This is a genomic window from Pseudomonas sp. S06B 330, assembly GCF_002845275.2.
Lineage (GTDB): Bacteria > Pseudomonadota > Gammaproteobacteria > Pseudomonadales > Pseudomonadaceae > Aquipseudomonas.
In genome coordinates this window covers 5,130,189-5,149,496 of record NZ_CP088149.1, presented here as the reverse complement: position 1 = coordinate 5,149,496, position 19,308 = coordinate 5,130,189, and the positions used below count along the sequence as shown (strand labels likewise).

Sequence of the window (19,308 nt, the reverse complement as noted above, 5' to 3'; positions counted from 1 at the left end):
GGCACTTTGCCTTTATCTAGCCGACCCGCTGTACGCGGTTCCGCCCTGCGCCCTTGGCCTGATACAGCGCTTCGTCGGCCGCGGTCGCCATGCTCAGTGCATCGAACTCATCACTGAGTTGAACCACTCCGGCGCTGAAGGTGCAGGACAGGTCACGCGGTTGCGCAGGGTAATGGATTTCGGCAAAGCGTCGTCTAATTTCGTCCAGCACTTTATGCGCTGCTGACAAATCGGTGTTGGGCATGACGATGGCGAATTCTTCACCACCGTAGCGTCCAATGAAGTCGGACTTGCGCAGGCGCTGCTTGAGAAACAGAGCCAGGCTCTTGATCACCCGGTCGCCCATGGGGTGGCCATGGCTGTCATTGACCTTCTTGAAGTGATCGATGTCGAGCATGGCAAAGCTCAGTGGCTGTTCTTCGCGGCGGGCACGGAAGCTGCAGTCTTCGAGCAATTGCAGGATATGTGTGTGGTTATACAGGCCGGTCAGGCTGTCGCGAACCATCCGCGCCTTGAGGTTGCGCGCACGCGCGGCTCGGTTGCGTACGGTAGTGATCAGGTGGCGTGAGCGGATCGGTTTGGTCAGGAAGTCATCGCCACCTTCGCTCATGGCGTCGAGTTGTTTGTCCAGGTCGTCTTCGGCTGACAGATAAATGATCGGCACGCTGACATAACGGTCATTGTGACGAATCACCTTGGCTAGCTCGGTACCGGTGCACTCGGGCATGTACATGTCGAGGATGATCAGGTCCGGCTGGAAGTCGGCAAGCTCGGCCATGGTGCGGATCGGGTCGGTCAGGGTGCGGGTGACAATGCCGGCACTGTTGAGCAAGCGTTCGGTGTGCATGGCCTGAGCGCGGGAATCGTCGATGATCAGTACCTTGAAGGGTTCGTACTGAGTGACGCTGGTCAGCAGTTCGACTTTTTCCAGCAGGCTGGAGGCTTCCAGGGTGCCGGTGAGAAACTCCTGGCCACCAGCGCGCACTGCGGCCAGGCGAGTTGGCGTGTCGGTCTCATGCAGGCTGAAGAACAACAGCGGTACCCGCTGCTCCAGGCCGTGCTGGGCTTGGGCCGCCAGTTGCAGGCCGTTACCAGAGCCGCTGAAGTCGACGTCCATGACGATTGCCGATGGCAAACGCTCACTCATGGAGGCGCGAAATGCATCAGCGCTGTACAAGGCTTGTACACCAAGGCCGAAGAACTCCAGTTGCTGGGCCAGGCGCTCGGCCCGGTCGTGGTCCTGAAGCATGATGTAGACCGGTTTGCGCAAGGGGGGCAACGGCACGTGGTCGAGTTGGTCGCCCTGGCGCAGGCCGGTGCGCGACAGACGCTGCATCAGCCGGTTGAGCTCGCTGATCAGATGGCTGCTCAGGCGTGCACTATTAGCCTCGACGGCCGTCAGGGTCTGGCCGATGGCCTCGGCCAACTCACTGTGTTCCGGTTGTTCGAAGCGCTCAGCGTAGCGCTGTAGGCGCAGGTTGGCCTCGCACAGTTCACCCAGGTCGCCAGTCGACCACTCGCTGCGCTGCAGGCGCTGCCAGATCTCGAGAATCTGCCGAGCCTGGTGGATAACCCGCTGGGCAAAGTGTTGCTTGAGGCGCTCACGGTTGGGGTCTTCTGGCTCGGTCATGTCCTGACTACTTATATGGGGTGAGGCAGTTCGAGTGATGGCTCTATGCTAGCACCTCTTTTCCGACAATCGAGTGTCTTGTATCAATTTACTGTACAAGTCTGTTTATTCAGTTGCCGACCCGATAGTCGCTTATGCGAACCGGCGCGCTTGATTTATAGTGCTGGGATACTTGCCCACCCCGGCAGGCGGCGCACCGTGGAAACCGCACAGCGCTGGCACGAAGCCCGGGGGTTGCGGTCGAACCCCTTGAACCGACGTGACAGAAAGGACAACGCCATGCTGGATTGGAAAAACCGTACAGGCAAAGCCGAGGCGCGCGAGCGTGTCGAGCCCCGCAGTGCCGCCACCCGCAGTTACTTTGGCGGATTGTTTTTCAGCCGAGCGCTGGGCACGCTGATTGGCTTGTACTTGTTGGTGTGCATCGGCCTGGGCTGGTACTGGAGCGCGGAGCCGGATCTGTTTCCGGTCCAGCAAAATGCCCAGGCAGCCGCCGAAAAGACTGGTCAGCAGATGGTCGTTGGCTACACCACGGTAGAGACCCTCAAGACCGTTGCGGGTACCTTGCTGCATAAGCCGGGCGGCTACATTTCCAACGACCGCTTCCCGCCAGGCCTGTGGATGGACAACATGCCCAGCTGGGAATATGGCGTGCTGGTGCAGGTCCGTGACCTGAGCCGGGCACTGCGTAAAGACTTCGCCCGTTCGCAGTCGCAGTCCGCTGAAGACGCTGACCTGGCCAAGGCCGAGCCGCGCTTTAACTTCGACAATAAGAGCTGGATCCTGCCGTCGAGCGAGTCGGAGTTCCAGGAAGGCATGAACTCTCTGAGCCGCTACCAGAAGCGTCTGGCCTCGCCGGATCAGCAAGGTGCACTGTTCTATACCCGTGCCGACAACCTCAACAACTGGTTGGGCGACGTAGCCACCCGTCTGGGCTCGCTGTCGCAGCGCCTGTCGGCCAGCGTCGGTCGGGTCAAGCTCAACAGCAGCCTGAAGACCGAGACCGTGGTCGCCGGGCAAGCGCCACAGTTGGATGAGGAGGTGGTCGAGACGCCATGGCTGCAGATCGACAACGTCTTCTATGAAGCCCGTGGCCAGGCCTGGGCGCTGTCGCACCTGTTGCGCGCCATCGAAGTGGACTTCGCTGACGTCCTGGCGAAGAAGAACGCCACGGTCAGCGTGCGTCAGATCATTCGTGAACTGGAGGCTTCGCAGGAGCCACTGTGGAGCCCAATGGTGCTCAATGGCAGTGGTTTTGGCATGTGGGCCAACCACTCGCTGGTGATGGCCAACTACATCTCCCGTGCCAACGCGGCAGTGATCGACCTGCGCCAGTTGCTGTCGCAAGGCTGATCGATGGCCATCTCCAAGCAAGAGGCGGCGCACCGCGCTGCCTCCGACGCCGAACTGATCGCCTGGGTGGACGACAACGACGTGTTGTTAGGTGCCTTGCCTCGCGCCGAACTGCGTGACAAAGGCCTGATCGGGCGCGGCACCTATATTCTGTTGTTCAACTCCGCCGGTGAGCTGTGCGTGCACCGACGCACCGAGAGCAAGGCGATTTATCCGGGCTACTGGGATGTCGCTGCTGGTGGCATGGTCCAGGCTGACGAAAGCTTTGCCGAGTCAGCCGCCCGTGAGCTGGAGGAAGAGCTTGGTGTATCCGGTGTCGAGCTGACGGCCCACGAACGGTTTTTCTTCGATCAGCCCGGTAACCGGCTCTGGTGCGCGGTGTTTTCAGCCGTCTGGGACGGGCCGTTATGCCTGCAGCCAGAGGAGGTCAGCGAAGCGCGATTTTTGCCGCTCGAACAGGCCTTGGCCGACAGCCGGCAACAGCCATACTGCCCCGATTCGCTGGCTGCTTTGCAGCGCTACATCGACCGTCGGACCTGACGTCGCGAATCGTGTGATAAATGGCGCAGTTTTGTACTTAGCATCGGCGGAATTTATCGTTACACTGCGCGGCCTTTTTAAGGCTGTCGTACCCTGGGTACGACAGTTGCGCTGCCCCTGCCAGAGTGGGGCTTCGCGGTCGGTACCCTGCCCGGGGCGTCGACCAGTTTTTGTCCTCACCGTTCGAGGATCAAAAGTGGCCAAAAAAGCCGCATCATTCGCCGCCCTGGGTGGCCTGGTGTTCTCCACTGATGCAGGTCGGCATTGTCCGGACTGCAGCAAACCCATAGATGCCTGCATCTGCAAACAGACGCTCATCCCCGAAGGCGATGGCATTGCTCGCGTGCGCCGCGAAAGCAAAGGCCGTGGCGGCAAGACGGTGACGACCATCAGCGGTGTACCGCTGCCCCTGGAACAGCTCAAGGACCTCGCCAGCACGCTCAAGCGTCGCTGCGGCACCGGCGGCGCGTTGAAAGACGGGGTCATCGAAATTCAGGGCGATCACGTCGAGCTGTTGTTGGCAGAGCTGATCAAACAAGGCTTCAAAGCGAAAAAGTCCGGCGGCTGAAGACCGCATCGCGATTTTTTGCAGTTCGCTTTCTAAACTCGTTCCCGTAGGAAGGGTCTATCCCTGAACACGGAAAATCGTCATTTCCAGGTTTTACACTGCGCCCGCCACCTGCTGGCCGGTGTTATTCGACTTTTTATATAGGGGACTTCAATGTCCGTACGACGCACACGCAAAGACGATGGCAGCCAATGGACAGTTGCGGACAGCCGCAGTGTTTACGGAATTCGCCATTGGGGGGCCGGTTACTTCGCAATCAACGAGGCCGGCCGCGTCGAAGTTCGCCCTAATGGGCCTGGCAGCGCGCCGATTGATCTGTACGAACAGGTCGACGAGCTGCGCAAGAGCGGCCTGTCGCTGCCGTTGCTGGTGCGTTTCCCCGACATCCTGCAAGACCGCGTGCGCCAGCTGACCGGTGCCTTTGATGCCAACATCGCGCGCCTGGAGTATCAGAGCCAGTACACCGCGCTGTATCCGATCAAGGTTAACCAGCAAGAAGCGGTGGTGGAGAACATCATCGCCACCCAGAACGTCTCTATTGGCCTGGAGGCCGGTTCCAAGCCGGAGCTGCTGGCTGTTTTGGCCCTGGCACCAAAAGGCGGCACGATCGTCTGCAACGGCTACAAGGACCGTGAGTTCATTCGCCTCGCGCTGATGGGCCAGAAGCTGGGTCATAACGTGTTCATCGTCATCGAGAAAGAGTCGGAAGTGGCCTTGGTGATCGAGGAAGCGGCTGAGCTCAAGGTCAAGCCGCAGGTTGGTCTGCGCGTGCGCCTGTCGTCGCTGGCATCGAGCAAGTGGGCTGATACCGGTGGCGAGAAGTCCAAGTTTGGCTTGTCGGCAGCCCAGTTGATCTCGGTGGTTCAACGCTTCCGTGATGCCGGTCTGGACCAGGGTATTCGCCTGCTGCACTTCCACATGGGGTCGCAGATCGCCAACCTGGCTGACTACCAGCACGGTTTCAAAGAAGCGATTCGCTACTACGGCGAACTGCGTGCCCTGAACCTGCCAGTCGATCACATCGACGTCGGTGGTGGCCTGGGTGTTGACTACGACGGTACCCACTCGCGCAACGCCAGCTCGATCAACTACGACATGGACGACTACGCCGGTGTCGTGGTCGGTATGCTGAAAGAGTTCTGCGATGCTCAGGGCCTGCCGCATCCGCACATCTTCTCCGAGAGTGGCCGCTCGCTGACCGCCCACCACGCCATGCTGGTGGTGCAGGTTACCGACGTCGAGAAGCACAACGACGAAGTGCCGGTAATCGAGAACAAGGAAAGCCTGCCTGAGACGGTGCAATGGCTGGCTGACCTGCTCGGCCCGACTGATATCGAGATGGTCACCGAGACCTACTGGCGTGCGACCCACTACATGAGTGACGTGGCGGCTCAGTACGCGGATGGCAAGATCACCCTGGCTGAGAAAGCCCTGGCCGAGCAGTGCTACTTCGCCGTCTGCCGACGCCTGCATAACTCGCTCAAGGCCCGCCAGCGCTCGCATCGCCAAGTGCTCGATGAGCTCAACGACAAGCTTGCCGACAAGTACATCTGCAACTTCTCGGTGTTCCAGAGTCTGCCGGACACCTGGGCCATCGGCCAGGTCCTGCCGATCCTGCCGTTGCACCGTCTGGACGAAGAGCCGATGCGTCGTGCGGTATTGCAGGACCTGACCTGCGACTCTGACGGCAAGATCAATCAGTACGTCGACGAGCAGAGCATCGAAACCAGCTTGCCGGTGCACGGGATCAATGAGGGTGAGGACTACCTGCTGGGAATTTTCCTGGTTGGTGCCTACCAGGAGATTCTCGGCGACATGCACAACCTGTTCGGTGACACCGACTCGGTGAACATCTACCAGAATCCGAACGGCAGTGTTTACCACGCCGGTATCGAGACCCACGACACCATCGAAGACATGCTGCGCTATGTGCACCTGTCGCCGGAGGAGTTGATGACGCACTACCGCGACAAGTGCGCCAGCGCCAAGATCACGGCCCGTGAGAAGACCCAGTTCCTCGATGCCTTGCGTCTGGGCCTGACCCGCTCTTCGTACCTGTCGAGCTGATCAGGGCCCTGGCAAGGCCGGCTCCCACAATGGACTGTGAACACAGAACCTGTGGGAGCTGGCTTTGCCAGCGATGGGCTGCACAGCATCCCCGGCATTCTACCGGGTAAACCACCCATCCCGACGCTGCAATCGCCAGCCCATCACCCCCAGCGTCACCCCACGCAAGGCCATGAACAGCAAAAAGCCCAGCCACAAACCGTGGTTGCCCAGGTCCCTGGCAACATAAGCGACCGGCAGAGCAATAACGACGCTGAGCAGCATGCCGTTGCGCATCTCTCGTGCCCGCGTGGCGCCGATGAACAGTCCATCCAGCAAGTAACTCCACACCGCGATTAGTGGCAGCAGAGCCAAGTACGGCAGGTACTGGTAGGCGGTGTCTCGCACACTGCTGATGTCGGTCTGCATATTGATGAACAAGTGCCCGCCGAACAGAAACAATACGGCAAAGCCGATGCTGGCCAGCAGTGACCAACCACAGGCTACCGTCAACGAGCGGCGCAGAGCCTGGCGATCACTGGCGCCAATGGCGTGGCCGCACAAGGCCTCGACCGCATGGGCGAGACCATCGAGGGCGTAGGCCGTCAGCAGCAGGCCATTGAGCAGTAGGGCATTGGCAGCCACCGTGGCCTCGCCCAAGCGCGCTCCCTGTACCGTGATCAGGAAGAACACCGCTTGCAAGGCTAGGCTACGAATAAAGATGTCGCGGTTGACCGCCAGCAGTGGCCGCCAGCTGTGCCAGCGGGCCAGCAGCGCCCAGGCGATCTTACCCGGGTAGGCACGTAGCGCCGGGCGGGTGAGGGCCAGGCCGAGCAAGGCGGCGCTCCATTCGGCAATGACCGATGCACGTGCCGAACCGATTACGCCCCAATCCAGGCCCAGCACGAACCACAGGTTCAAGGCGATGTTGAGCAGGTTGGTGGTCAACAGAATCGCCAACGGCGCCTTGGCGTTCTGGGTGCCGAGGAACCAGCCGACCAGGGCGAAACTGGCGAGCGCTGCCGGGAGACCGAACAACCGGGTCTGGAAAAAGTCGTGGGTCGATTGCTCCAGCGCCGCCGATGGCTGCATCCATTGCAAGGCCAGGTGACTGAAGGGCAGGGCTAGCAAACCCAGTAACAGTGCAAATAGCACCGCCAGCAACAAGCCTTGTACCAGCACCTGACGCAACGCCGCGCCGTCGGCACGCCCAGCAGCCTGGGCGGCAAAGCCGGTGGAGCCCATGCGCAAAAAGCCCATTACCCAGGCCAGAAAGGTGTACAGGCTGGCACCGACGGCGACTGCGCCAAGTTGGTGAGCATGGGGCAGATGGCCGATCACGGCGCTATCGACCAGCGCCACCAGCGGCACGGAAATATTCGAGAGGATCATCGGCGCAGCCAATGCCCAGACCTTACGGTGGGTCGGGCGGTCGCGCCAGTCAGTGAGCAATCGGGACATGTCGGCTCCAGGCAAGCCGAACATTGTAGCCGCTACAGGCAACAAATCCTGTAACTGTGGAGGGAGGCGCAGATGCCGCAGCCCGATCGTCGCGCTGTTGATATATAGTTCACCCTTCAGAACCTGCTGCCAAAGAGTTACTTTCATGCTCAACAAAGGATTGTTGCTGGCCTGCGCGCTGGCCTTGCTCAGTGCTTGCGACTCGTCTGCCCCGGATAAGCCTGCCACGCCGCCGGCCCAGGCACCCGCCCAGAGTCAACCCCAGGTACAAGAGACCGCCACCGCGGCAAAACCAGTCGAGGATGCCGCGACCCTGGCCAAGCGCTACGCTGGCCGTGAGTTGAGTGTGGTGGATGTCTCCGAAGTTCAGGTCGATGGGGCCAGTGCCTTGTCCCTGAGCTTTTCGGTGCCGCTGGATGCGCAGCAGAACTTTGCCGATCGAGTACACCTGGTCGATACCGTCAAAGGCAAGGTCGATGGTGCCTGGGAGCTTTCTGACAACGGTATGGAGTTGCGCCTGCGTCACCTGGAGCCGCAACGCAAGTTGGTGCTGACCATTGATGCAGGTTTGCAGGCGGTTAACGGCAAACGCCTGGCCGCTGAGTCGGTCAGCCGCCTGGAAACCCGCGACATGCAGGCGACCATCGGCTTTGCAAGCCGGGGTTCGCTGCTGCCGACGCGTTTGGCCGAAGGCTTGCCGGTGATCGCCCTGAACGTCAATAAGGTCGATGTTGAGTTCTTCCGCATCAAGCCGGAATCGCTCTCGCCGTTCCTCAGTGCCTGGGGCCGTAACAGCAGTCTCTACTACTACCAGTCCAAAGAAACCCTGGACATGGCCGAGCTGGTCTACAGCGGCCGTTTCGACCTCAACCCGGCGCGCAACACCCGCGAAACTGTGTTGTTGCCCATTGCCGGGATCAAACAGCTGCAGGAGCCTGGTGTGTACCTGGCGGTCATGCGCGCCTCGGGCACCTACGACTACTCGCAACCTGCGACCCTGTTCACCCTCAGCGACATTGGCGTGTCGGCGCACCGCTTCCAGAACCGTATCGACGTGTTCACCCAGGGGCTGGAAGGTGGCAAGGCACTGAGCGGCGTCGACCTTGAGCTGCTTGACGCAGAAGGTCGTGTGCTGGGGCAGGGCAAAACCGACAGCGATGGTCATGCCCAGCTGCCAATGCCGTCCAAGGCTGAGACCCTGCTGGCCAAACAGGGTGTGCACACCACCATGCTGCGCCTGAACAGTGCGGCACTGGACCTGGCAGAGTTCGATATCACCGGACCCCAGGCCAACCCCCTGCAGTTTTTTGTGTTTGGCCCGCGTGATCTCTACCGTCCCGGCGAAACGGTGCTGCTCAATGGCCTGCTGCGTGATCAGGATGGTCGCCCGCTCAAACCCCAGCCAGTGACCGTGGAAGTGCGTCGGCCCGATGAACAGGTCAGCCGCAAGTTTGTTTGGGAGCCAGGCAGCAATGGTCTGTACCAATATCAACTGCAACTGGCGACCGAAGCACCCACCGGTCGCTGGCAATTGCTGTTCGACCTGGGTGGCGGTAAGAAACAGGTCTACGAATTTCTCGTCGAAGATTTCCTGCCCGAGCGCCTGGCCCTGGAGCTCAAAGGCAGCGATGTACCGCTCCGTCCTGAACAAAATGCCGAAATCGACGTCAATGGCCGCTATCTGTATGGCGCTCCGGCGTCGGGCAATCGTCTGAGCGGTCAGGCCTATGTGCGTCCACTGCGCGAAGCGGTACCGGCATTGCCGGGTTATCAGTTCGGTTCGATCACTGAACAGGAGCTGAGTCAGGACCTGGAGCTCGATGAAGTCAATCTGGACGTCAACGGCAACGCCGTTCTTGGCATTGAAAGCAAATGGTCTGAAGCCCGTTCGCCGCTGCAACTGACGGTGCAGGCTAGCTTGCAGGAGTCCGGTGGCCGGCCGATTACCCGGCGTCTGGAACAGCCGATCTGGCCCGCCGAACGCCTGCCGGGGCTGCGTGGCTTGTTCGACGGTGAAGAAACTGACAGTGATGGTCCGGTGGAGTTTGAGGTGCTGGTCGCCGACCGCGAGGGCAACAAACTGGGGGTCAACAACCTCAAGGTGCGCCTGATTCGCGAGCGCCGTGACTACTACTGGAACTACTCGCAGAGTGACGGCTGGAGCTACAACTTCAACGAGAAATTCCTGACCCAGAGTGAAGAAACGGTCAACATCAAAGCAGGCGCCACCGCGCGCCTGAACTTCCAGGTTGAATGGGGCCCGTACCGCGTCGAGGTTGAAGACCCGGCCACTGGCCTGGTTTCCAGCGAGCGCTTCTGGGCGGGCTACCGTGCCCAGGACAACGCCGACGGCGGTGCGGTGCGCCCGGATCAGGTCAAGCTCGCCCTGGACAAACCGTCCTACGCCGATGGTGCCACGGCCAACATTACCGTCACGCCACCTGCAGCCGGTACCGGCTACCTGATGGTTGAGTCCAGTGATGGACCGCTGTGGTGGCAAGAAATCGACGTGCCAGCCGAAGGCAAAACCTTCGAGGTCAAGCTCGACCGCAAATGGGCCCGCCATGATCTGTATGTCAGCGCCCTGGTGATTCGTCCGGGCGAGCGCAAGGTCAACGCCACGCCCAAGCGTGCAGTTGGCATCCTGCACCTGCCGCTGGACCGCGCCGAGCGCAAGCTGGCGGTGACGCTCAATGCGCCGGAAAAGATGCGTCCCAAGCAGCCATTGAAGGTTAAGGTCCAGGCGCGCAACGCTGACGGCAGTGTGCCCAAGCAGGTGCATGTGCTGCTGGCGGCGGTGGACGTAGGCATCCTCAATATCACTGATTACCCGACCCCAGACCCGTTCACTGGCCTGTTCGGGCGTAAAGCCTACGGCGCCGACCAATTGGACATCTATGGCCAACTGATCGAAGCCGGCCAGGGCCGTCTGGCCAGCCTGGCCTTCGGTGGTGACGCCGCGATGGCCAAGGGTGGTAAGCGACCCAATACCAGTGTCACCATCGTCGCCCAGCAGAGTGCGCCGGTGACGCTGAACGAGAACGGTGAAGGTGAGGTCAGTGTCGATATCCCCGACTTCAACGGTGAGCTGCGGTTAATGGCGCAAGCCTGGACCGACGAGCGCTACGGTATGGCTGAAGCCAAGACCGTGGTCGCCGCGCCGCTGATTGCCGAGTTGTCGGCCCCGCGCTTCCTTGCTGGAGGCGACACCACTACCCTGGCGCTGGATGTGTCGAACCTGTCGGGGCAGGCGCAAAAACTGACGGTGCAGTTGAGCACTGAAGGCCAGTTGAACTTGATGCGCGCTGGCGAACAAACCCTCAACTTGACGCAGGGCAAGCGGGTCACTCTGCAACTGCCGGTGCAGGCCATAGGCGGATTGGGTCAAGGCAAGGTCAAAGTGCAAGTGCTGGGGCTGCAACTGCCAGGCGAGAAGGCCACGGCGTTCAGCCGCGAGTGGACCCTGGGCATCCGCCCGGCGTACCCGGCCATGCTCAAGCACTACCGCGTGGCGCTCACGGATCAGCCGTGGAGCCTGCCGGATGCGGATCTGGCTGCATTCGAACCACAAGGTCTGGAGGCCATGCTGGCGTTGTCCAGCCGTCCGCCGCTGAACCTCGCCGAGCAGATCCGCGCGCTGGAAGCCTACCCCTATGGTTGCCTGGAGCAGACCACCAGTGGTCTTTACCCATCGCTGTATGCCGATGCTGCGACGCTCAAACGTCTTGGCATTACCGGCGAACCGGCCGATGTGCGCAAGCGCAAGATCGAGATGGGCATCGAGCACTTGTTGGGTATGCAGCGCTACAACGGCAGTTTCGGTCTGTGGAGCTCTGATAGCGAGGAAGAGTATTGGTTGACCGCTTATGTCACCGACTTCCTCCTGCGGGCGCGCGAGCAGGGCTATGCCGTACCTGCCGATGCCTTGAAGAAGGCCAGCGAGCGACTGCTGCGTTACTTGCAGGAACGCAACCTGATCGAGGTTAACTACAGCGACAACGCCGAGCACAGCCGCTTTGCCGTGCAGGCCTATGCCGCACTGGTTCTGGCTCGAACCCAGCAGGCGCCGTTGGGCGCACTGCGCAGCCTGTTCGAGCGGCGCAGCGATGCGCGCTCCGGCTTGCCGTTGGTGCAGTTGGCCATTGCTCTGGAAAAAATGGGCGACAAGCCACGTGCCCAACAAGCCTTGCAGGCGGGTCTGGCAGTCGCTCGTGATGCTAAAGGCTGGCTCGGTGACTACGGCAGTCCGGTGCGTGACCAGGCATTGATTCTGGCCTTGCTCGAAGAAAATAACCTGGCCAGCAATACCCTGGATCAACGCTTGTTCGAACTGTCTGATCAGGTCGCGGCCAATCAATGGTTGTCGACCCAGGAGCGTAACGCCTTGTTCCTCGCCGGTCGTGGTCTGCTCAGCAGGCCAGAAGGCAAGTGGTCGGCGCGTCTGGACAGCGCCGGTGAGCTGCGTGACCTGGACAATGCGCAATCGGGGTTGAAGCTTGAAGGGCCGTTGCTGGCCTCGCCGCTGACGGTGCAGAACCAGAGCAGCGACACCCTGTACCAGCAATTGACCCTGTCCGGTTATCCGCGTCAGGCGCCTGCGGCGAACAACGTCGGCATGAGCATTCGTCGTGAGTACCTTGGCATGAACGGCCAGCCTTTGGACATTCGTGCACTCAAGAGTGGCGACCTGGTGCTGGTGCACTTGGCGCTGACCGCCACGACACGGGTACCGGATGCACTGGTAGTCGACCTGCTGCCTGCTGGTCTTGAGTTGGAAAACCAGAACCTGGCGCAAAGCGCGGCCAGCCTGGAGAACGCCAGCAGTGCAGTGAAGCAGTGGCGCGAGTCGATGCAGAACGCCAACCTGGTGCATCAGGAGTTTCGCGATGATCGCTATGTCGCGGCGTTGCCTGTGAACAGCTATGGCACCACTCACTTGCTGTACCTGGCGCGAGCGGTGACACCTGGTACCTACCGAGTGCCGCCACCCCAGGTGGAGTCGATGTACCGACCGAACATGCAGTCGGTGGGTGAGTCAGCCGGCGAGATGGTAGTGAGGGGGCGCTAACAGGCGGGGTGCAGCTTCATTGTGGGAGCCGGCCTTGCCGGCGATGACATCAACTCGGTATCAACTGCACCGAGTCGCCTGCATCGCCGGCAAGGCCGGCTCCTTCAGGTTTTTAAGGCTGCAGTATCGTCAGTGAATGATCCAGCTCAGTACCCACAGCCCCAACACCAGCCAGATAATGCCAAGCACAATGGACGCACGCATAAAGGCGCGGATTGCCGAGTACAGCAGCATCAAACCGATGATCAGGGCGATGATGCTGACCAACGAGGTGTCCATGCCCAGCGTACGTGCCAAGCCATCGATAAAGTTGCCTCCGGCGTTGGTCAGCAGGTTGAACAACCCGCTCAGGGCATCAACGATAAAGCGGATCAGCGCGCCCAGTGCCTGGCCGAGCCACTCGAAAAAACCTTCTACATGCATAGTTGCTTCCTGATGATCGTATCGGCTCATTGGCCGTTGCCAAACCTTTGGCCATGCGTTGGCCTGCTCGGTTCCCTGCCCATTGCCAGCGACGGGGAGGCCTGATGCCTATCTTAGCTCGCCCGCTTAGCCCAATGGCAAAACGCCTGAGAAGGCTATTAGCTGTGCTGCTGTTGTTTATGGCATTGCTGTGGGCCGCTGACCGCATGTGGCCCTTGCCGCTGCCGACCGATGACCTGGCGCGGGTAGTGTTGGCCGAGGACGGCACACCGCTGTGGCGATTTGCCGATGCCGAGGGGGTCTGGCGCTACCCGGTCAGCGCCGAACAGGTATCACCCTACTACCTGCAGGCACTGTTGACCTACGAGGACCGCTGGTTCTACCAGCACCCAGGCGTCAACCCGCTGGCCCTTGGCCGTGCAGCGTGGCAGAACCTGCGTGATCAGCGGGTGGTGTCGGGGGGCAGTACGCTCTCGATGCAGGTAGCACGTCTGCTCGATCCACACTCACGCACCTTGCCCGGCAAGCTACGCCAGTTGTGGCGCACGGCGCAGTTGGAGTGGCACTTGTCGAAGGCGCAGATCCTGGAGATCTACCTCAATCGCGCCCCGTTTGGCGGTACCTTGCAGGGTGTGGCAGCAGCCAGTTGGGCGTACCTGGGCAAATCGCCGCAACACCTGACCCCGTCTGAAGCGGCCATGCTCGCGGTATTGCCCCAGGCGCCGAGCCGCTTGCGTCCGGACCGTCACCCGGCACGCGCACAGGTGGCCCGCGACAAAGTACTCAAGCGCCTGGCCGAGTTTCAGGTATGGCCGCAACAGCGAATTGATGAGGCCATGGAGGAGCCGCTGTTGCTGGCGCCACGTCAGGAGCCGACACTGGCGCCATTGCTGGCGCGACGCTTGAATCGGCCGCACAGCCCTCCGCTGATCCACACCACCCTCGATGCTTCGCTGCAACGTCGTCTGGAAGACTTGCTGCTGGGCTGGCGAGCGCGGCTGCCCGAGCGAACCTCGGCAGCGATCCTGGTGGTGGAGGCGCAGAACATGGCGGTACGCGCTTACCTAGGGTCGGTTGACCTGAGCGATGAACGACGCTTCGGCCATGTCGACATGATCACCGCCTTACGTTCCCCAGGATCGACGCTCAAACCGTTCCTCTATGGTATGGCCATGGACGATGGTCTGATTCACTCCGAATCCCTGTTGCAGGACGTGCCCAGACGCTATGGCGACTATCGGCCCGGTAACTTTTCCATGGGGTTCAGCGGCCCGGTGGCAGCCAGCTCGGCGCTGGCACTGTCGTTGAATCTGCCTGCGGTGCAGTTGCTCGAAGCCTATGGTCCCAAGCGCTTTGCCGCGCAGATGCGCATGGGAGGCGTGCCGCTGACCCTGCCACCGCTGGCCGAGCCGAACCTGTCGTTGATCCTCGGCGGTGCGGGCAGTCGCCTTGAAGACTTGGTGGCTGGCTACGGTGCGCTGTCACGCGGCGGTATGAGTGCCCCGATGCGGTTGCAACCGGATGCGCCATTGCTCGACCGCCGTTTACTGTCACCGGGGAGTGCCTGGATTATCCGGCGCATTCTCAGTGGCCAGGCGCGCCCGGACCGTGACCCCCATGCCGAACTTGTGCAGCGACCACAATTGGCCTGGAAGACCGGCACCAGCTATGGCTTTCGTGATGCCTGGTCGATCGGCGTCGGGCCGCGGTATCTGATCGGGATCTGGATTGGCCGACCGGATGGCACCCCGGTACCAGGGCAGTTTGGCCTGGCGTCGGCGGCGCCGTTGATGCTCCAGGTTCATGACGTGCTGAGCAACCGTGACAGCCAACGTGGAATCGCTGTACCTGTGGCGGCGGTGCCTGCCAATGTCGGCGTGGCTGCGATCTGCTGGCCACTGGGACAACCCCTTGCCCGCCAGGACGACAATTGCCGTCGCCAGCGCTTTGCCTGGACCCTGGACGGCACTACACCGCCAACCTTGCAAGCGGCCGACCAGCCCTTGAGCGTCGGCTTGCGCGAAACGGTATGGCTCAATGCCAACGGGCAACGGGTCGATGCCAGTTGTCCTGGTGCTCAAGCCCGCGAGATAGCCTTGTGGCCAGCGCCGTTGGAGCCCTGGTTACCGCGTGTGGAACGGCGCCAGGCGCGCTTGCCCCAGCTTGATCCGGACTGCCCACCCCAGGTCCCGGCGATTGCCCCACCGTTGTCTATCGTCGGTGTGCGCCAGGGCGATCAATTACGTCGACCGGCCACCAGCAGTGAGCCATTGCGCCTTGAGGTGTCAGCACTGGGTGGTAGCGGGCGGCGCTGGTGGTTCCTCAACGGCGTGCCACTGGGGGAGTCGCTGGGGCAGGAGCACTTGAGCGCCCGTTTCGAACAGACCGGACGGATGGAGTTGAGTGCGCTGGATGAAAGCGGGCAAACCGCGCGGGTCGAGTTCCAGATCAATGAGTAGCGGCCGGTGTGCCCTTGCATTGTGATTAGACGATCCTTCGGGCAACACCTACGCTTGAGACTGACGAGCGGACTGTCTTGGCGCTCTCGTACTTGTCGGGATCATGGAGCGTCCAATGCGTCCGTTGACCGTCGTGATTCTGAGTCTTGCCTGGGTAAGTGGGCTAAGTGCCGAACCACTGCCAGGCTTTCTCAACAGCAATGACGTCGAACGCAGCCTGCCCGCGGCCAACTTGCCTGCCGATGCCTATCGCCCCAGCGTACTCGACCTGCAGGTAGCCGCACCTGTCCCTCAGCCGCAAGCGTTGATGAGCACCCGAGTGCGCTTACACAAGGTTCGCTTCGAAGGCGGTACCCTCTATCCCTTGAGTGACCTGCGCGACAACTTTCAGGACCTGATCAATCGCGAGGTTAGCCTGGCCGAGTTGAATGAAGCGACTCAACGCCTGACACGGCGTTATCAACAGGATGGTTACCTGTTGTCTTACGCGTACCTACCGCCGCAGGACTTTGCTGATGGGCGGGTACAGGTGGTGTTGGTTGAGGGCTACATTCGCGACTATGAATTGCAAGGCGATATTGGCCCGGCGTCAGCCTATCTGGGTAAGCTGGCGACCCGGCTCAAGGCCGAGCGCCCGCTGACGCGCGAGACCCTGGAACGCTATACCGGATTGATGAGCCGGATGCCCGGAGTCACCCTTCGCGCTCAAGTGGCCGCGCCTGACACTCATGACGCCGCGAACACGCTGGTGGTTCAGGCCTCGCGTAACCCCGTGTCCTCAACGCTGACCCTGGGCGATGGCAGCCGTGACGACCTTCAGGCGTTATTGGCCGTCAGCAGCAATGCCCAGACGTCACTGGCCGAACAAGTGAGTTTCAGTGCGCTGGTGCCGCCGGGCGATGACCATGAGTACTACTACCGCCTGGATTATGCCCAGTACCTGGACAGCGAAGGCAGTCAGCTCAACCTGTCAGCCTCGCAGTACCGTAGTGAGCCGCGTGCGCGGGTGCGTCTGAACAATGGCGTCGACCTCAAGCAACGCCGCGAGAACGACCGTTACTCGGTTGGCCTCAGTCAGGTGCTGATTGCCGCGCCTGACCAGTGGTTAAGTATTGGCGGACGCCTGTATGCGGTGAACGATGACACCGATTATCAAGCCGTTGACGCACCCCTTAGGATCAGCAGCCGTACCGATCTACGTGCCTTGGCGTTCGACGGTGACTGGCGCAAGGCCGATCCGCGGCAACTGCGTATTCTCAGTGTCGGTGCCTATCAGGGCATGGACTATTTTGGGGCGAATACCACAGGGAATATCGATCTCGACTTTCTGCGCCTGCGCGTCTCCGGACTGCAGAGTGATCGTTTCTTCGATGATTGGCAGGGGGTGGTTTCGGCCGCGTTGTTCTGGACCAACGATAGCCTGCCTGACAGCGAGCGCGCGGTATTTGGCGGGCAGACATTCGGCCGTGGTTATCCCAGTGACCAGGCGTCGGGGGACAAGGGCTGGGGGGCGGCGTATGAGCTGAACTACAGCTTCAAGCGGGACAACGGCTGGTTCAAACGTGTTCAACCCTATGTTGTGGTGGATGCTGCACGCAGCTGGTTCAACGAGCTGGAGATACGTGACTCACGCCTGTCATCAACGGCAATGGGGCTGCGCTTTGGCGATGCCCACGCTTACAACATCTCCCTGGAGGTGGCCAAGCCGATGTCCGATATCGCCCTGGACAGCCTCAACCGGCAGCCACGTTTTACCGTGAGCTTCAGGTATCAGCTGTAGGCGCGAGTGTCAGTTAACCAGGTGTAGGCGCGGCTTGGGGAAGAGGTTATCCAGGGTTTCCAGCAGGCGGGTGTGATAGATCGGCTTGCGAAACAGGTCCAGCACCTGCAGGCGTAGCAAGTCACTGATGTCGTCCATGTCGGCATGGCCAGAGGTGACAATCACTGGCAAGTGCTGGCGCGCCGTGTGCTCGCGCAGGCGCTTGATCAGGGAAATGCCACTTTCCTCCGGCATGCGCAGGTCGGTGATTACCAGGGCCACATCCGGGTGGCGGGTGAGCTGCTGTAGGGCGAGTTTGACCGAGGTGGCCGTGTAGCAACAGAAGCCTTCGCCCTCAAGCAATTCGGCCAGTTCCAACAAGGCGTCCTCTTCATCATCCACCAGGAGTATCTGTTGTCGCTGGGAAGAGGTTGGCATGGTGTTGTACCGTTAAAATTCAAAGGTCAGGCCGCATAGTCCATGAAGCTGGTCAGTCTTTAAGTGCCACTACCGCCACCAGTGGAAGCAGTACCACCGCCAGTTTTTCCTGCATTTTCCATGGAGGTTTGCACCTTCTCAAAAATTGAGGTGACGTTGGTGGAGATGGGCTCGATAAACGTGGTCAACACTGCCGCCACCATCGCCGCCGCAATGGCGTACTCGATACCGGAAGCCCCGTCCTTGCGGTAGAAGAATTCTTTGCAGCGCTTGAGCATTCGTGACAGACGCATGGCTCTTCTCCTGGCGCACAAGGCGCAGATGGGCAGGGGATTTGTTCGATGATTCCCCTTTGCCATCACAGCATCGTCAAACGCTGAAAATCCGGCAAATGTAAGAAGGCATTAATACGAAAGTGATAGTGCCTTTTTGACGTCACTAACCTGCTGTTTTGAGGGGGTGTCAGCTTTGCGATGGAAAAAAATCTGACGGGTAATGGCGTTTTGCCTTAGCTGCGCTACCTTCAAATAGCGAAATAGTTACTTCTGATTTCAACGTAGTGCGCGGGTTCGCAAGGTGGCTGCACGGGACGAACACGCGCTGAGGAAGGGCCAGCATGAGCAGTCGCATTACCATCATTCTCGCTGGCTTCTTTTTACTTGGCGCCGTGCTCGCTGGTTACTGGGGCCTGGTATTGAGCCGTCCTGCCGTCGAGCCCGTGGCCGCGCCTGCCGCACCAACGCCTGTCTCTGCGCCAGTGGCGTTGGCCGAAAAGGCCGCCGATGAAATACGCCACCCGGTGGTAGTGCTGCGCCGAGATGTGCAGCCCTACACGCCATTAACCGTCGATGACTTGTTAGTTGAGCGTTTACAGGTAGCACCTGCGGGCAGCTTCCAGACGTTGGAGCAGGTGCTCGGCCGCAGCAGCTGGCGCGCACTGAGCGCTGGCACCTGGCTTGAGGCGAGCAGCTTTGAGGCGGGCGGGCCGTTGGCGCGCATGATCCATCCCCATGAGCGTGCCCTGGCCCTGGCCATTGACGATGTGGTTGGTGCGGCAGGGCAATTGAGCCCTGGCGATTACGTTGATGTGTTGCTCTACTTGCGTGAAGACAACAACAACCCCCAGGCCTCCGCCCAAGTGGTTTTGCCGGCCCTGCGCCTGCTTAGCGTCGGCAGGCAAATGGGGCTGGGTACAGAGGGGCAGCCCGTGGAACCGGCCCTGGATGACAAGGCCCGCCAGGAGCTGCAACGCAATGCAGCGCGTACTGTGGTCTTGGCGGTACCGGAAGCCTTGGCCAGTCGCCTGTTGCTCGCTGCCCAGGCTGGCAGTTTGCGCCTGGCCGTACGCAGCGCCGAAGAAAAGCGCCTGGCCCGTTACTGGGCTGACCCGCAAAGCAGTGCCCAAGAGGTGGGCCTCGCCAACCGCGAACTCTATCGCTTCAGTCAGTTGGCACAGACCCCCGTTGCTGCGGCCGTCGCCAGTTCAACGCCACGCCGTGGCATGCAAATCATCCGCGGTAATCAGTCCAGTCAGCCTACTCCCTGATCAAGCAAGGATGCCCT

At 60.9% G+C, this 19,308-nt stretch carries 13 protein-coding genes; 8 read left to right on the top strand and 5 right to left on the bottom strand.

All coding sequences use genetic code 11. The features are described 5' to 3' along the window. Positions 1-16: 16 nt before the first annotated feature. Complete coding sequence (locus tag CX511_RS23220) at positions 17-1,630, bottom strand: response regulator (RefSeq protein ID WP_045182311.1); 1,614 nt, start codon at positions 1,628-1,630, stop codon at positions 17-19. Positions 1,631-1,909: 279 nt separating this feature from the next. On the opposite strand from CX511_RS23220, the gene CX511_RS23215 reads away from it, so the two are divergent. The 4 genes from CX511_RS23215 (at position 1,910) to speA (ending at position 6,158) form a co-directional block, all read left to right on the top strand. After that, the gene (locus tag CX511_RS23215) at positions 1,910-2,983 is read left to right on the top strand and encodes a DUF2333 family protein (RefSeq protein ID WP_045182313.1); all 1,074 of its coding nucleotides are present in this window, start codon (positions 1,910-1,912) and stop codon (positions 2,981-2,983) included. Between the two features lie 3 nt (positions 2,984-2,986). Beyond that, positions 2,987-3,523 carry an NUDIX hydrolase gene (locus tag CX511_RS23210; protein WP_045182315.1) on the top strand — a complete coding sequence of 179 codons (537 nt, stop codon included), beginning with the start codon at positions 2,987-2,989 and terminating at the stop codon, positions 3,521-3,523. A 196-nt stretch (positions 3,524-3,719) separates the two neighbouring features. Beyond that, positions 3,720-4,091: a translation initiation factor Sui1 gene (locus CX511_RS23205; protein WP_010221702.1), complete on the top strand. Its 372-nt coding sequence runs from the start codon at positions 3,720-3,722 to the stop codon at positions 4,089-4,091. 153 nt (positions 4,092-4,244) lie between these two features. After that, a complete protein-coding gene (gene speA / locus CX511_RS23200; protein ID WP_045182317.1) occupies positions 4,245-6,158 on the top strand; it encodes an arginine decarboxylase in 1,914 nt (637 codons plus the stop codon). 99 nt (positions 6,159-6,257) lie between these two features. On the opposite strand, the gene CX511_RS23195 is transcribed toward speA, so the two are convergent. Next, positions 6,258-7,598: an MATE family efflux transporter gene (locus CX511_RS23195; protein ID WP_045182319.1), complete on the bottom strand. Its 1,341-nt coding sequence runs from the start codon at positions 7,596-7,598 to the stop codon at positions 6,258-6,260. A gap of 145 nt (positions 7,599-7,743) precedes the next feature. On the opposite strand from CX511_RS23195, the gene CX511_RS23190 reads away from it, so the two are divergent. Continuing rightward, entirely contained in the window at positions 7,744-12,666 is a 4,923-nt protein-coding gene (locus CX511_RS23190) for an alpha-2-macroglobulin family protein (RefSeq protein ID WP_101292318.1), read from the top strand. 129 nt (positions 12,667-12,795) lie between these two features. Here CX511_RS23190 and CX511_RS23185 read toward each other — a convergent pair whose 3' ends face one another. Then, positions 12,796-13,089 carry a hypothetical protein gene (locus CX511_RS23185; protein WP_045182322.1) on the bottom strand — a complete coding sequence of 98 codons (294 nt, stop codon included), beginning with the start codon at positions 13,087-13,089 and terminating at the stop codon, positions 12,796-12,798. 104 nt (positions 13,090-13,193) lie between these two features. On the opposite strand from CX511_RS23185, the gene pbpC reads away from it, so the two are divergent. Then, positions 13,194-15,548 carry a peptidoglycan glycosyltransferase PbpC gene (gene pbpC / locus CX511_RS23180; RefSeq protein ID WP_045182323.1) on the top strand — a complete coding sequence of 785 codons (2,355 nt, stop codon included), beginning with the start codon at positions 13,194-13,196 and terminating at the stop codon, positions 15,546-15,548. 115 nt (positions 15,549-15,663) lie between these two features. Next, positions 15,664-17,328: a ShlB/FhaC/HecB family hemolysin secretion/activation protein gene (locus CX511_RS23175; protein WP_045182325.1), complete on the top strand. Its 1,665-nt coding sequence runs from the start codon at positions 15,664-15,666 to the stop codon at positions 17,326-17,328. A gap of 9 nt (positions 17,329-17,337) precedes the next feature. Here CX511_RS23175 and CX511_RS23170 read toward each other — a convergent pair whose 3' ends face one another. Both CX511_RS23170 and CX511_RS23165 read right to left on the bottom strand, forming a co-directional pair. Continuing rightward, entirely contained in the window at positions 17,338-17,745 is a 408-nt protein-coding gene (locus tag CX511_RS23170) for a response regulator (protein WP_045182327.1), read from the bottom strand. 59 nt (positions 17,746-17,804) lie between these two features. Further along, positions 17,805-18,038, bottom strand: coding sequence for a Flp family type IVb pilin (locus CX511_RS23165; protein ID WP_045182329.1), 234 nt, complete (start codon positions 18,036-18,038; stop codon positions 17,805-17,807). Positions 18,039-18,361: 323 nt separating this feature from the next. On the opposite strand from CX511_RS23165, the gene cpaB reads away from it, so the two are divergent. Beyond that, on the top strand, positions 18,362-19,291 hold the full coding sequence (gene cpaB, locus CX511_RS23160) for a Flp pilus assembly protein CpaB (RefSeq protein WP_045182331.1): 930 nt from the start codon (positions 18,362-18,364) through the stop codon (positions 19,289-19,291). Positions 19,292-19,308 lie beyond the last annotated feature (17 nt).